This is a genomic window from Streptomyces cellostaticus (assembly GCF_001513965.1).
In the GTDB taxonomy this organism is placed as follows: domain Bacteria; phylum Actinomycetota; class Actinomycetes; order Streptomycetales; family Streptomycetaceae; genus Streptomyces; species Streptomyces cellostaticus.
Window position 1 is genome coordinate 100,641 of record NZ_KQ948031.1, and the last position, 15,446, is coordinate 116,086.

At 74.9% G+C, this 15,446-nt stretch carries 6 protein-coding genes; 5 read left to right on the forward strand and 1 reads right to left on the reverse strand.

The window, feature by feature from the left end; all coding sequences use genetic code 11:
• Window positions 1-14: 14 nt before the first annotated feature.
• Window positions 15-1,874 (reverse strand): phage tail sheath subtilisin-like domain-containing protein, encoded by a 1,860-nt coding sequence (locus tag AQI88_RS27830; RefSeq protein WP_067004339.1) that lies wholly within the window; start codon window positions 1,872-1,874, stop codon window positions 15-17.
• Window positions 1,875-2,444: 570 nt separating this feature from the next.
• Here AQI88_RS27830 and AQI88_RS27835 point away from each other — a divergent pair.
• The 5 genes from AQI88_RS27835 to AQI88_RS27855 are packed head-to-tail and all read left to right on the forward strand — an operon-like array spanning window position 2,445 to window position 15,333.
• Window positions 2,445-3,299, forward strand: coding sequence for a DUF4132 domain-containing protein (locus tag AQI88_RS27835; protein WP_067004341.1), 855 nt, complete (start codon window positions 2,445-2,447; stop codon window positions 3,297-3,299).
• A complete protein-coding gene (locus AQI88_RS27840; protein WP_067004343.1) occupies window positions 3,296-8,287 on the forward strand; it encodes a hypothetical protein in 4,992 nt (1,663 codons plus the stop codon). The genes AQI88_RS27835 and AQI88_RS27840 overlap by 4 nt, the downstream gene beginning before the upstream one ends.
• A 49-nt stretch (window positions 8,288-8,336) precedes the next feature.
• Window positions 8,337-9,506 (forward strand): ATP-binding protein, encoded by a 1,170-nt coding sequence (locus AQI88_RS27845; protein ID WP_067004345.1) that lies wholly within the window; start codon window positions 8,337-8,339, stop codon window positions 9,504-9,506.
• 5 nt (window positions 9,507-9,511) lie between these two features.
• Window positions 9,512-13,561, forward strand: a complete 4,050-nt coding sequence (locus AQI88_RS27850) for a DUF5682 family protein (protein ID WP_244184357.1) — start codon at window positions 9,512-9,514, stop codon at window positions 13,559-13,561.
• Window positions 13,558-15,333, forward strand: coding sequence for a hypothetical protein (locus tag AQI88_RS27855; protein ID WP_067004348.1), 1,776 nt, complete (start codon window positions 13,558-13,560; stop codon window positions 15,331-15,333). Before AQI88_RS27850 ends, AQI88_RS27855 begins: the two co-directional genes overlap by 4 nt.
• Window positions 15,334-15,446 lie beyond the last annotated feature (113 nt).

Consider the following 15,446-nt stretch of genomic DNA (forward strand, 5'->3'; position numbering starts at 1 on the left):
CGATTCCCGCGGGCCTACAGCTCGAACTGCCCGGACGTCTGCTGGATTTTGACGATCACGAACTCCGCCGGGCGCACCGGTGCGATGCCGACCAGGACGTTGACGATGCCGTTCGCGATGTTTTCGGCGGTCGTGGTGTCGCTGTCGCACTTGACGAAGTAGGCCTCGCGCGGGGTGCCGCCCTTGAAGGCGCCCTGCCTGAAGAGCGTGTGCAGGTACGAGGAGGCGGCGAGCCGGATCTGCTGCCACAGGTTCTCGTCGTTGGGCTCGAACACCACCCATTGCAGGCCGCGTTGGAGGCTCTCCTCGACGTGCAGGGCGAGCCGCCGTACCGGCACGTACTTCCACTCGCTGTCGAGCGCGTCGGCGCCCTGAAGGGTGCGGGCGCCCCACACCGTCGGACCGGTCAGCGGGAAGCTGCGCAGGCAGTTGACGCCGAGCGGGTTGAGCAGTCCGGTCTCCCGGTCGGTCAGGTTGACCGTGAGCGAGTGGACACCGGCGAGCCGGGCCTCGGTGCCGGCCGGCGCCTTCCACACGCCGCGCTCGGAGTCGGTGCGCGCGACGACGCCCGCGATGGCGCCGGAGGGCGGGAAGGAACGCAGCCGCCCGGTGAGCGGGTCGGTGAGCTGGAGGTGCGGGAAGTACAGGGCCGCGTGGTTGCCCCGTACGGCGTCGAAGGCGGCGATCCCGGCGCGCGCCGTGTCCACGCTGACCCAGGTGCCGGGGGCGTCGACGAGCAGGAAGATCCGTCGCTCCTGGCACAGCCGCTGGGCCGCCGACACGACGGTGATCGCGTCCTCGGTCTTTTCGTACGCCGCCAGCTCGGGCAGGACCAGCAGGTTGACGTCGGCGACCTGGCGCAGCGCCTGGATGCCGGTCTTGCCGGCCTCGGAGCCGATGAGGTCGCGCGGTCCGGGCGCCTCGCCGTCCTCGCCGCCCTCCAGCGGGAAGACGGGCGGGTTGACGGAGGCCTCCAGACCGAGGTCGTTGGCGCACTCGCCGAGAAAGCGGACGACGTCGGCGGGGTCGGCGGAGCCCGCGACCACCTGGAGGCGGCGGCCGAAGGCGGTGACCTCGGCGCCGGCGAAGGCGTGCTTGCCCGGGGCGTCGGGCAGGGCGCGCAGTTTGCCTTCGAGCAGCAGCGCCAACTCGGCCACGGACGAGGGGGCTTCGCCGTCGCAGTCGGGGTCGTAGAGGGTGAACTCGCGCTCCACCTCGCCGATCTTGACGGTGAGGTCGACGGCCAGGTCGGGCAGCTGGTGGCCGAACGGCTTGGAGACGGTGCCGGACGGGTCCGGGCGGCCTTCGCCGACGGCCTCGACGCGGATCAGCCGGGAGCCGGCGTTGATCACGGTCGGTGCGAAGCGGTCGTCGGAGGGGTCCATGGACAGACCGGTGAAGCTCTCGCGGGCCTCGCCCCGGGCGTCGTACACGCGCAAGTTGAAGGTGTCGTCGGGGCAGGGCGTGTCCTGGTCGACGGCGACGCGCAGGCCGTTGCCCCACACGCCGGGCTCCTTGGCGTGCACCTCGAGGACCGGGCTGTCGCTGTGGCCCTCGGTGGACTGGAGGGTGACGCAGGCGGCCTTGCCGGTCCCGGCCTTGGTGACGCGGACGATGACGGCGACGGTGCCGCCGTTGCCGAAGAACTGGTGGACCGCGTAGCCGACGGCGCTGCGTGCGCTCAGGCCGCCGAAGCGGCGCTCGAACTCCGCGAAGCTGGTGACGCGTACCGGCTCGTTCAGCGGACCGCGCCGGGTGTGGCCCACGAAAGCCGTCACCGACGTGGTCAGGGTCGAGATGGTGCGGGTGCTGCTGGGAAGCTCTTCGACGTAGACGCCGGGATACGTCGGCTTGGCGGCGCTCACCGCGCTCATCGGCTTTCCCCCTCCTATCCCTGTCTCTGGCACCGGACGAAGACACCAAGAGACGACAGAGGGAGATTTTCCGGACTGGTGCGCCGAGACACCACCCAAACGGGCGAAAGTGACTACGCACCGCTTCAATTCCCCCGTCAGCCCCGTGCGTCGGCCGCACGGTCAAGCGCTCGCTTGCAACCCCTGATGCTCAAGTGCTCAACCCACCTTGTTGCGGCGGGAGTTGAAGCAACAAGGTGCCTTCCGGCCATGCAAAGAAAAGGTTTTGTGAAGGTCAACTCGCGGCACTCACACATCGTTCCCGTGCGCCCCTCGGCAGTGGTGCACAGCTTCAGCACAGCTGACGTGCGGGCAACATCCGCACCCGCGTTCGGGCAAGGCCGACCCACGGCGGACACCGCGCCCTGCGCACCGCGCACGGCTGTGGGCTCCTCGAGGCCTCCTTCACTCGTGCACAATCCGCGGTGGCCGGTTTCGTGAGGGTGCCGTTCCCTCCGGGTGCCCAGGCCGTTGTCAGTGGGCTCCCCTAAAGTTCCCGTCACTTGATCACTGCGGTGCGGGGAGGCACACATGGGGTGGGTGTCGGCCGGCGACTACGAGGTCGCCCTCGACGGCGGGAAGGTGGTGTGCCGCAACGCGGCCGGGCGGCGGCTGAAGTCCGTGCCCGCGAAGCTCATCGACGATCCGGCGGTCGTGGGCCTCAGGCAGCTCGCCGAGTGGCTGGAGCGGCACGAGAGGCAGTGCCTGGCCGATGTGGAGCGGTGGATGGTCCGCTCGCTGCCGGCGCCGCTCTCCGTCGTCGGCCGCGTGTGGCCGGACCCCGCCTGGCAGGCGGCCCTGCGCGACCTCGTCGTCACCGGCGCCGACGGCCGGATCGCCGGCTTCCTGCGGGACGCCGACCCCGAGCGCGGTCTCGGCCTCGTCGACCTCGACGGCGACACCGTCCGCATCGCCCCGGACCTCGTCCGCATCCCGCACCCGGTGCTCCTCGACGACCTTGAGGAACTGCGCGAGTTCGCCGTCGAGCTGGGCGTCGAACAGCGCGCCCAGCAGCTCTTCCGCGAGGTCTGGCACCGCCCGGCCGCCGTCGACGCCGAGGGCACGCAGGTCGAGGAGTACGCGGGCGGCTCGTACAAGGAACTGCGCTTCCTGCACGGCAGGGCCGCCCAGCTCGGCTACCGCGTGCGCGGCGGACACGCGGTGTACTCCGTCCTGGAGGACGGCCGCGGCATCGAGGCCCGCGTCTGGGTCGGCGACTACGACGGCTGGGAGGAGACCGAGACCGGCCCGCTGGTGTGGACCGACCCCGAAGGACGCCTGCTGAAACTCGGTCAGGTGGGGCCGGTCGCCTGGTCCGAGGGCATGCGCATGGCGGCCGCGCTGTACGCCGGGCGGGACATCCAGGACGAGGAGCAGGCGGCATGAACACATACGAAGAGACCACTGCTGCCGCGCTGCTGGACGCCGGCGCCGTCCTGCCGCCGGGCAGCACCGCGCGCGAGGACGCCGACAGCCTCACCGTACGCACCTACACCCACCCCGCCCTGGAGGACCGGCAGGTGGTCCGCCTGGTGCCGGGCACCCTCGGCGAGGCCGAGGACCTGGCGCTGGAGTTCCTGGGCCTCGCCCGCGAACCGGAGGCGCCCGAGGTCGGGCAGGTGCGCAAGGAGACCCTGGGCTTCCCGGCATGGGCGCTGGTGAACGACCCGGCGAACGGCCACCACGCGCTCGCCCTGGTCAAGGACGTCGAGCGGCTCGCCCGCCAGGCCAAGTCCCGCCCGGGCAACGCCAAGGAGGGCTTCGAGAGGCTCGGCGAACGGCTCGGCCGGGCCGTGCCGCACTTCCTGCCGACCTTCTACGAGCAGGCCGCGCGGATCTTCCTGGAGCACGAGAACACCACGTACGCGGCCGCCTTCTTCGGCAAGGCCCGCGAGGCCGAGCGGGTGCACGCCCTCGCCGTGGACGAGGAGCGGCAGCGGGCGGTGTTCCTTGAGTTCGCCTTCGCCGGGGCGCTGACCGTCAAGGCCCTCAAGGAACATGTGAAGGACCTCGCCCGGCGGCTCGACCCGGCCGCCGCGTGGGCGCAGTTCCGGCAGCTCACGGTGGAGCGCTGCGCGGCCGGGATGCCGCCGTACGCCTCACTGCCGCAGGACGCGCGCGGGCTGATCAAGGCGGCGGGCCTGGACCGGAGCACCGAGGAGTGCGCCCTGGTCGCCGATTTGCTCGCCTCGCCCGCCGCCGTCCGGGCGCCCGCGTCCTTCTGGAACTCCTACCGCTCGGTCCTGCCGGTCTTCGCGGAGCGCCGGCCGGCCGTGCGCACCCGGCTGCTGGAGATCATGCCGGCCGGGCTCGGCCGGGAGGTCGAGGACGACGAGTTCTGGCTGACGCTGCTCGCGGAGTGCGGGGCCGAGCGGCTGCTGACCGACGCGGAGGCGGCCGAGGAGTACGGCGTCGATCCCGCCGACTGGCTGAGCCGCTGGGCCTCCTTCCGCAAGCACGGCGGGTCCTTCTCGCGCCGCTCGCCGGCCACGCTGGCGCTCGTCGAGCGCATGGCAGCGCCGCTGCGGGCCGGCGGCCGGGCCGTGGACCTGTTCACCGGTCGCTGGCACGCCGGCGCCGACCTCGACCTGCTGGACCTGTGCGTGGCCGAGGGTGTTCCGCTCACGGTGCCCGGCGCCGAGGTGAACGTGTACCTGCCGCTCACCGACTGGCTGAAGGACACCCGGACCGGCCGCCGGGACCTGGTGGCCGTCGCGGCCGACCCGCGCTTCGGGCGCCTGCTGCACCAGGCCGTCGACACGGTCGGCAAGGACGCGCAGAGCTCCGAGCTGCTGAAGGCCGTCGCCGCCCACCCCGTGCTCTCCGTCGTGCTGCGCGCGTGGCTGGAGGAGGCCGCCGGGGACGTCACGCGCGCGACGGGCCTGCCCGCTGCCCGCAGCGCCCTGGACCGGCTGCGCCCGTTCCGGTCGATCGCCTCCGGGGTCAGCCCGGACGCCGTCGCCCGGGTGGCCGGACACGAGGTGGCGCCGCTGCTCGGCCGCACCCTGCGCGCCGGAATCCTGGACGAGCTGGGCTGGCCCGCCCTCGACGAGGCGCTGGAGCTGCTCGACGCCGAGACCAGGAAGGACGCGGACAACACCCTGACGATCCACGAGGCCTGGCCCGCACTGATCCTGGTGCGCCGGCACAAGGCGGTCGTGGTCGGCCCGGACCGGGTGCTCCTCGGCCACGACCTGCGCCTGCCCCAGGACCTGGACCGCTGGCAGCGCCCCCGGTTCCGCTACGCGGACGGCGAGCTGCTGGTGATGTGGCGGCAGGGCAGCAAGCAGCACGGCTACTGGTCGGCCCGCCCCGCCGAGGTGTTCGAGCTCGGCGGCGAGCAGCTTCCGTCCTACTGGTCCGGGAACGAGGGCGACACCCCCTCGATCCCGCTGCCCGGCGGCGGCCGCGCCACCGGCGGGCGCACCCTGCACGCCGGGGACACGGTGCTGCCGCCGAGCCGTGCCGTGATCGGCGACGGCACCACGCTGTGGCGCCAGGGCAGGCAGGGCCGGGAGACGGTGTGGCTGGAGTACGACCCGGCCACCGGCACGCACGGCCGCGCCTCGCTGCCCGCGCTGCTGCGGTCCGGTATCCGCGAGGACGCCTCCCTGCAACCCGGCTGGTGCGAGGTGCTGCCCCTGCAACCGGGGCTCGAACACAGCCCGTTCGGGACCGACGGCACGGTGCTGGGCCGCTGGGTGCGCCTGGAGGGCAGGGGCGAGGAGGCCCGCAGGACCGCCGGGACACCGGACGGGCGCACCGTCTCCCTGCCGACGGCCGGCAACGGCCGGGCGGGCGCGGTGCCGCTCGGGGCGCTGCGGATGCCCGGGGGCGCCGAGCCGGTCGTCGCGCAGATGCACCGCCAGGTCGGCCTGTTCGCCGCCGACGACACCTCCCGGGGCGACGAACTGGGCCGGGTGACGCCCGGCGAGACCGGCAACGAGTTCGCCGCCGGATCGCGGCTGGTACCGCCCCTCGCGTTCTGGCACGCGCTGCGCCCGCGCGACGAGCAGGGCTCGGCCGTGCTGCGCGCCCTGACCGACGAAGAGGCGGCCGAGGTGCTGCGGGTCACGGCGCTGGCGCTGGCCGGACGGCAGGAGGCGCTGGCTCGCGCCGGCTCGGACGAGGCCGCCAAGGCTGCCGTTCCGTCCGCGGACCAGGTCGCCCTCGGGGCCGTCGCCCTCGCCCTGCCCGGCTGCACCGATGGCCGGCTGCTCGCGGGCATCGCCTGTCTGGTCCGGGTGGCGCTGCGCCTCACCGAGTCCGCGACCGCCTTCGCGACTCCTCCCCGAGAACGGCCGCACAAGCCCAGCGGGACCGAGGAGATGTTCGCCGACTACAGCCCCCGGCACGGCGAGGACCGCGCGCTGAACGATGCCCTCTCCGGTGTCATCGGCATGTACGGCTGGTGGCATGGAGAACGGTGGAGCGTGCTGCGTCAGATCCGGGCGGTGAACCACGTGCTGTCCGGGAAGTCCGCCGAAGGCAAACGACTGCCCGACCGGGAGCAGCTCCCCGCTGTCGGCGGCGGCTGGCTCAGCGACGAGCACACCATCCCCGGGATCGGCATGGTGTGGCCGCCCGTACTGGGTGTCCTGCGGGCGCTCGCCCACCGGGCCGCCTCGCCCGCGCTGACCGAGGCCCGACGGGAGTCGCTGCTCCTGTTGTTCGAGGCGGTCACCGAAGGTCCGCTCCTGTCGGCCGACGGCGTGCTCCGGGAGATCGTCCTGGGCGAGCCACACGACAAGCAGCAGCGGGCCGGCCAGGTGCTGCGCCGTGACGGCCGCACGGTGGTGATCCTCGGCTGCAAGAACATCGACGTCCAGCGGGACCGGGTGAACTGGCTGGCGCTGGACCACGACCCGTCCGGCGCGTTCGGTGCGATCGCCCACTTCACGCTGGAGAGCGAGGTCCGGCACGCCTCGACGGTCTCCGCCGAGGACCTCGCCACACTCGCCCGGCTGGTCCGGGACAAGGGCGCCACCCCTTGGCGGCCCGAGGCACCCGAGGCGCTGGTGGCGGCGACCCACGGCGGACTGGGGCCGCTCCAGTCCACCGCGCTGCTGGCCGGCCTGCCGCACGAGCCCGGCGCCGAGGAACTGGCCACCATCGGACTGAAGCCCCGGCAGTGCGAGTTCGCCGTCGCCCGGGTGAACACCCTGGAACCCGCGGAGCGCAACGCCCTCCTGGGCGCCCTCCTGCCCGCGGATCCCGCCGGCCTGTGGACCTCCGGGCCCGACACGGAGGCCGTGGGCCGGATGTGGGCCGAGCGCTTCGGCTCCCTCGTCCGCGTACCGGAGGAACTCGCCGCCGACCTGGCCGGAACGGGCGCCGGTTACGCCGAGGAGGTGCTCAACCCGACCCGCACCCCCTGGCTCGCCCGCACCACGGTCCTGCGTCCCGACAAGGACGGCAACCTGACCTGGGCGGACCCGAGCGCGATCCCCGGCCGGCACGATCTGACGGCCGCCGTGAACGCCCTGGCCGCGCTGGCCTACGTGCTGCCGTACGGCCACCCGCTGCGCGCGTCCCTGCCCGACGGGCTCGCCGCACTGCGCCACCGCATGACCGACCCGGAGCTGCTGCTCGACCTGGACGTCGAGTGGACCGAGAAGGGCGGCTCGACCGCCGTCGAACTGCGCAAGGCCTACGGCCTCCCGGCGACCGGGGGCGCCGACGCGCACGGCCTCACCCGGGTCGGCGAGGCGATCGTCCTGCGCCCCTGGTACCAGGACACGGAGACGGTCCTGGTCCGCCCGGCCGCGCTCAGCGGCCCCGACGACGCCGTGTTCGGGCTGCTGGAAGGCCTGGTCGGCGGCGCGCGCGGTCACGGCCTGCGGATGCTGCGCACGCTCCTGGGCGAGCAGCTGGCCCGGGCCGTCGAGGCCGGCGTCGGCACCGAGGGCCCTTCGGGCTACGCCCAGGACCCGACCGTCGCCGCTCCCGCCCTCGTCGCCGAGGTCGCCGCGGCGCACGGCCTGGGCGAGGACGCGGCGGCCCTCTACCTCCAGCTGCTGGCGCTGCCCGATCCGACGGACCGCAACTGCGTCCGCTGGACCGGCTGGAAGCCCGCCCGGACGAAGAAGGCCCGGGCGGAGCTGGCCGCGACGGATCTGGTCGTTCAGGCCAAGCGGTCGCGTGCCGGGCGGACCCTGTTCCTGCCCTGCGGCTGGCGCGACCTGAAGTCGCCCGCGCTGCCGGTGGAGACCTGGAAGGAGGGCCTGTACCCGGTCCTCGGCCAGCGGCGCGCCCTGCCTCTGCTGCCGGTGCCCGAGCTGTTCGCGAGCGCCTGGGACCGCGTCCGCGGCGGGGACGCCCCTGCGTACGAGGAGCTGACCACGCGGGCCACGCGCAGGGGGCGGCGCCGATGACCCTCCGCACACCGACCACCACTCGCACCACCCCGAAGGGCACCAGCCGATGACCACCGTCCTCGCTCCCGACCCGGCCCGTCAGATCGTCCCTCCCGAGGACCGTCACGCCACCGAACTCGCCTTCCTCGCCGCGTACGACACCGGGCCGCGTCCGCCCGCGTGGCGGCTCACGCCGCGGGCCGTGGTCACGTTCGTCATGGGCAGCGGCGGGCAGGCACTGCGGCTGCCCGAGGACGCCGAGGTGCCCGACACGGTGCCGCGGCGCCTGGTGGTGGAGGGCAAGTTCGTCGGCGACCGGGCGCTGGTGGAGCGGTGCGTCGTCACGCTCGCCGGTGAGCGGGGCCTGCTGCTCGTCGGCGAGCCCGGCACCGCCAAGTCGATGCTGTCCGAGCTGCTGTCGGCAGCCGTCTGCGGGACCAGCGGCCTGGTGGTGCAGGGGACGGCGGGCACGACCGAGGACCAGCTCAAGTACGGCTGGAACTACGCCCTGCTGCTCGCGCAGGGGCCCAGCCGGCAGGCGCTGGTGCCGTCGCCGGTGCTCACCGCGATGTCCCGGGGTGCGATCGCCCGGGTCGAGGAGGTCACCCGCTGCCTGCCCGAGGTCCAGGACTCCCTGGTGTCGCTGCTGTCGGAGCGGCGGATCGCCGTACCCGAACTGGCGGGCGGCGAGGACGCGCTGGCGCACGCGGCGCCCGGGTTCAATCTCATCGCCACCGCCAACCTGCGCGACAAGGGCGTCTCCGAGATGTCCGCCGCGCTCAAGCGCCGCTTCAACTTCGAGACCGTGGGCCCCATCGGGGACCTCGACGCCGAAACGGCGCTGGTGCGCAGCCAGGCCAGGGCGTCGGTGGAGCGGGCCGGGGCGCCCTTCCAGGTCGACGACGCCGTGCTGGAGGCTCTGGTCACCGCGTTCCGGGACCTGCGGGAGGGGCGGTCGGCGGAGGGCTGGGAGGTGGAGCGGCCGTCCACGGTGATGAGCACCGCGGAGGCCGTGTCCGTCGCCGGCGCGCTGGGCCTGGCCGCGGCGTACTTCCCCGGTGACCGCGACGTCCTCGATCTGCTCCCGGGCCACCTCCTCGGTGTCGTGCACAAGGACGACCCGGCCGACGCGGCCCGACTGCGCGGCTACTGGGACGGTCCCGTCCGGCGCCGCGCCGAGCAGGGCTCCGCCACCTGGCGGACCCTGTGGGACCTGCGCACGGTCCTGGAGGGCTGACGGCCGTGCCCCACGCTTCTCCCGAGGCGGCCGCCCTGGCCCTCACCGACCCGGCGGCGCCCTACCTGATCGGTGTACGGCACCACGCGCCTTCCCTGGCCGCGGCCGTGCCGGCGCTGCTGGCCGCGGCCGAGCCGGACGTCCTGCTCGTCGAGTTGCCCGCCGAACTGCAGGACTGGCTGCCCTGGCTCGCCCACGAGGAGACCCGGGCACCGGTCGCCCTCGCCGCCGCGCCCGTCGACGCGGGCGGCGGGCCGGCGTTCTATCCCTTCGCGGACTTCTCCCCGGAACTGGCGGCGGTGCGGTGGGCGGCACGTCACGGCGTACCGGTCATCGCCTGCGACCTGCCACTCGCGGACCGGGCGTGGGCCGGGGAGACACCGGCCCACGCGCCCGGCACCGGGTCGGGGCGTGGTTGTGCGCCGGAGACGGGCAGCAGCGCGACCGAAACAGCGAACGGTCCGGCCGGGAGCCGCGGCCCTGCACCACACACGGACGGCAACCCGCCCACGACAACAGACAGCTCCGCAAGCACCAACCCGAGCCGCGGCCCCGCACCACACACGGACAACAACCCGCCCACGACGCCAGACAGTCCCGCAAACACCAGCCCGAGCCGCATCTGCGCACCACACACGGACAACAGCACGGCCACGACGCCGGGCAGTTCCGCAAGCACCAGCGCGAGCCGCGGCCCCGCACCGCACACGGACAACAACCCGCCTACAACAACAGACAGTCCCGCAAACACCAGCCCGAACCGCGGCCCCACACCACACACCGACAGCAACCCGCCCACAACAACAGACAGCTCCGCAACCACCAGCCCGAACCGCGGCCCCACACCACACACGGACAACAACCCGGCCACGACGCCAGACAGTTCCGTCGGCACCAGTTCGAGCGGCGTCTCCGCACCACGCGCGGACAGCAGCGCGGCCACGACAGCGGACGGTTCCGCCGTCGGCGGTCTCGCCGGCGCGCTCCGTTCCCGCCTCACCGGCCGCCCCGGTGACGACCTCTGGGACCGGCTGGTCGAGGCCACCGCCCCGGGTTCGTCGCCGGAGGCCCTGCGGCGGGCCGCGCTGCTCACCGGGTGGGCACTGCGCGCGGACGCGGCGGGCTCGGGCGGGGTGCCGGAGCTGGACCTGCGGCGGGAACGGTGGATGCGGTCGTGCCTGGCCGCGGCCACGGCGAACGGCGAGCGTGCCGCCGTGGTGGTGGGCGCCTTCCATGCCCCGGCGCTGCTGGCGCCGGCCGACAGCGACCACGACCGGCCCGTCCCGGCGGACTCGACGTGGACCACCTCCCTCATCCCCTACACCTACGCCCTCCTCGACGAGCGCTCCGGATACCCCGCCGGTATCCGGGACCCCGAGTGGCAGCACAGGGTGCTGGAAGCCGCCGGTGACCCCGCTGCGCTGGAGGAAGCGCTGACCGGAGCGGCCGTACGGGTGTGTGCCGAGCTGCGGGCGCTCGGTCACCCCTCCGGGCCCGCCGACGCGCGGGAGATCGTACGGCTCGCCGGTGATCTGGCCCGGCTGCGGGGGCTGCCGGCGGCGGGCCGGGGCGAACTGGTCGAGGCCGTGCAGACGGTGCTCGCGCAGGGCGAGCCGTACGGGCGGGGTCGGGCCGTCGCACAGGCGATGGAGAAGGTGCTCGTCGGCAGCCGCGCCGGCCGGCCGGCGCCACAGGCGCCGCGCAGCGGGCTCGCTCCCGCGGTCGAGGCCGAAGTCGCCGCGCTGGGCCTTCCCGGCCCGGCGGACTCGGGGCCCGGCACCGCCCGCGACCTGCGCCTCGACCCGCTCCGCTCCGACCTGGACCGCCGTCGCGAACTCCTGCTGCGCCGCCTGACGGTGTGCGCGGTGCCGTACGCGGAGCCCAAGCAGGTCACCGGCGCGGGCGGTGCCGAGGCGCTGACCTCCCGCTGGGAGGTGCGCTGGACGCCCGCCACGGCGGCCATGCTGACCGGCGCCGGTGTCCGCGGGGTCACCCCTGCCCAGGCCGCCGAGGGCCTGCTGCGCGAGCGGCGGCGCACCGAGCGGGACGAGGGCGGGCCCACGGGGGCACAGGCCCTGCTCGGCCTGGAGCAGGCGGCGGAGTGCGGGCTGCCGGGCCTGACGGACGAACGGCTCGACGACACAGCCGACGTCCTGCCGAACTCCGGCACGCTGCCCGAACTCCTCGCCGGACTCGCCCTGTTGGACCGGCTGAGCGCCGGACACATCGCGGGACTGCCGGCCGACGAGGAGCGTACGGCACGGGCGGCGGCCGTGGCCGAGCTGCTCACCGCCGCCGCCGTGCGCCAGGTCGACGGCCTCACCGGTTCCGAGGACCCGGCCGACGCCCACGCCCTGCTGGAACTCGCCCACCGGGCGGACCTGTTGGGGGGAATCCGGCTCACCGACGCGCTCGCCCGGCTGGCCGCCGACGGTTCGCCGTTGATGCGCGGCGCCGCCGGAGCCGTCCGCGTGCTGCTCGGGCACGAGGATCCGGGCGGCTTCGGTGACCGGGTGGCGTCCTGGGTCGACGGGGCCTGCGACCCCGAGTCCCGCTCGGCGCTCTCCGCGCGGCTCACCGGACTGCTGACCGCCGCGGGGCAGTTGCTGGAGTCGGCGGCACCCGCGCTGGAGCCGCTGCTGAGCCGGGTCTCGCAGCTGTCCGACCGGGACTTCCTGGACCGGCTGCCCGCGCTGCGGGGCGGCTTCGACACGCTCAGCCCGGCCGCGCGCGGCCGGCTCCTGTCCACCGTCGAGGAGCGCCTGGACGAGCGCCACCTGGCCGACACCGGCGCCGTCGATCCGCTCGCGCTGGCCGTCTGGACCCGGGCCGACCTCGCGGCCCGCGAAGCCCTGGACGCGTGGGGGCTTCTTCCGCCGCCCCGGCGGCCACAGGCACCCTCGGCCACCGCCGACGCCCCCGGCGCCCCCGGCTCCGGCGGGGACCACCGGCTTGCGCCGGCCGACCGATGGCGTCTCGTACTGGGCCGCCGCACCGACCAACTGCCCGCGTCCGCCCGTGCCTTGGCAACGGCGCTGGACGAGCTGTACGGCAGCGGACGCGGCGAGGGGTGCCGGGGCGACCTCACCGGTCCGGGGGGCGGCGCCGGACGGGAGGCGCCGTATCCCGGGGTGCGGGAGTGGTCCGAGGAACTGGCGGCGCTGTTCGGACCGGGCATCCGGGAGGAGGTGCTGGCGGCGGCCGCCGCAGCGGGCCGGCCGGACGTGTTCGCGGAGCTCGACCCGGACACCGTACGGCCCTCCGTCGACCTGCTCCGTTCGGTGCTGCGGCACGCGGGCGGGCTGCCGGAGGCCCGGCTGGCCGCGCTGCGTCCGCTGGTCCGGCGCCTGGTCGACGCGCTGGCCCGGCAGCTGGCCACGCGGCTGCGCCCGGCCCTGCACGGCACCGCGCTGCCCCGCCCCAGCCGGCGCCCGGGCGGCGGCCTCGACCTGCCCCGGACGCTGCGGGCCAACCTGGCGACCGCGCGCCGCGCCCCGGACGGCACGGTCCGGGTCATTCCCGAGCGCCCCGTCTTCCGCACCCGGGCCCGAAAGACCGCCGACTGGCGGCTGATCCTGGTCACCGACGTGTCGGGGTCCATGGAGGCGTCCACCGTCTGGGCGGCGATCACGGCCTCCGTACTGGCCGGGGTGCCCACCCTGTCCACGCACTTCCTGGCCTTCTCCACAAAGGTCATCGACCTGACCGACCACGTCGAGGACCCGCTGTCGCTGCTGCTGGAGGTCAGCGTGGGCGGCGGCACCCACATCGCGGCCGGGCTGCGCCACGCGCGGGAACTGGTCACCGTGCCCTCGCGCACGATCGTCGTGGTGGTCAGCGACTTCGAGGAGGGCTGCCCGCTCGGCGGACTGCTCGCCGAGGTCCGCGCCCTGGTCGGGGCCGGCTGCCAGGTCCTCGGGTGCGCGAGCCTGGACGACTCCGGCCGGCCTCGGTACTCCACCGGGGTCGCGGGTCAGTTGGTCGCCGCGGGGATGCCGGTCGCCGCCCTCAGTCCGCTCGAACTCGCCCGCTGGGTAGGGGAGAAGATCGCATGAGCCAGGAACATGTGAGGCAGGATCGTGTGAGCCCGGCTCTGCCCCCGGTCGCCCCGGCCGTGACCGCCGAACTCGTCGCGGCCCTTACGCCCCGGCTGCGCAAGCGGCTCGACGCGGGCATCGCCAAGCTGGCCGGCCGCCCGGCCGTCCGCGACGGCGACATCGTGCGCATCGCCGTCGACGACAGCACCGACGTCGAACTGCACGCCCCCGGTGGCACGGTGACCAGCGCGGACGCCGTCCGCTGCGGCTGCCTGCTGGCCCCGGACTGTCTGCACCGCGCCGCGGCGGCCTCGGCGGCACCGATCGCGGAACCGGCCACGGAAGCGGCCACGGAAGCGGCCACAGCGGCCCACTGCGAGGATGTGGCCGCAGGTGCACCGGCACTGCCGGACACGGAGCGGCCCGAGCGGGCCACCCCGGAGCAGTGCGCCGCCGCCCGTGCCCTGCACAGCGCCGCGACCGCCGTACTCGAAGCCGGTACGGACGGTTCCGGGGCGGTGCTCCAGGCGGAGCTGCTGCGCGCCGCCCACACCGCGCGGCTCGCGGGGCTCCCCCGGGCCGCCGCCACGGCCGTCTCCGTGGTCACCGCGTTGCGTGCGGCCCGCTCCGCCGACCCGGCGTACCGCCTCGCCGACCTCGTCGGCGCGCTCCGCGACGCCCTGTCGGCGGCCCACCGCATCCCGCACGCCGAGGGCCCGGAACTGACCGAGTTGCGCGGCACGGTGCGGCAGCCGTACCGCCCGGACGGCTCGCTGCGGCTGTACGGCCTCTTCTCCGAGCCGGTGCTCACGGCGAGCGGGTATGCGGGCGCCGTCACCTGGACCGCCGATGCCGAGGGCCGCCTGTACCAGGTCTCGGACGTGGCCCCGGGCGGCGGCGGGCGGGCCGTGGGCGCGGCCGACCGGGCCGTACGCGTCGGGGACACGGCGCTGACCCACCGCGAGCTGTCCCGGGCCGGGCTCGCGGTGTCGGGTGCCACGGTGTCCCCGGCGGGGCGGCTGGGCGCGGGCGCGGGAGTACGGGCGGTCCGCGCGTCCGGTGCCGACTGGCGCGCGGAGCCCCTGGACCGGCTCTGGACGGTACCGGCCGCCGAACAGGTGGCCCGTGCCCTGACCGGGGGCGCCGGCCTGCTCTTCCTGGAGGTCACCCTCGTCGGCACGCTCCGTGACGCGGCGGGCGACTGCCTCTTCGCCGACTGCGCAGGCATCCGCCTGCGGCTGACCGCCGCCCACGACCACCCGGCGCTCCCTCACCGCGACAACCTGCGCCTGCTGGCCGCCGCCCGGGGCAGCCGGCTCCGGATCGTCGCCCGGCTCACCCCGGCCCCGCACCCCCGGGCCCTACTGCTGGCGACCGAGCACCCCACCGTCCCCGGCACCCGGGTCGACGCCGGCCTCGACCGGCTGCAGCACGCCGACCTGCCGACCGCGCCCGCCGCCCCCGCGCCTCCGGCCGCCGCGCCCACACCCCAAGAGGCCCCCGTGCACCTGCTGCGTCGCCGGGTGCAGCAGGCGGCCTCGGGCGGGCGGCTCGTGCTGTCCTTCTCCGGGAACACGGCCGCCGACGTCCAGCGGCTGAGCGGCCACGGTCTCGCGACGGCGGGTGACCTGCTGGACGAACTGCACGCAGCCGCGGCGGAGCGCTCACGCGATGTCTTCGGCCGTCTCCTCCCGGCGGACACGGACCGGTTCGCCGGTGCCTGGCTGGCCGCTGCCCGCTACGCGGAAGAGGTGGACCGCGCGCTGTGCGCCGCGGCCTGGGGCGCCTGAAGCGGACGGGACGCGGCACCGGCCGCCGGGCGGGCCGGTTCAATCCAAATAGGCGCCATCGACGTACTCAACAAGAGAGCCGCAACCGCTGTGAGCTGCGCGAGATCAGGGAA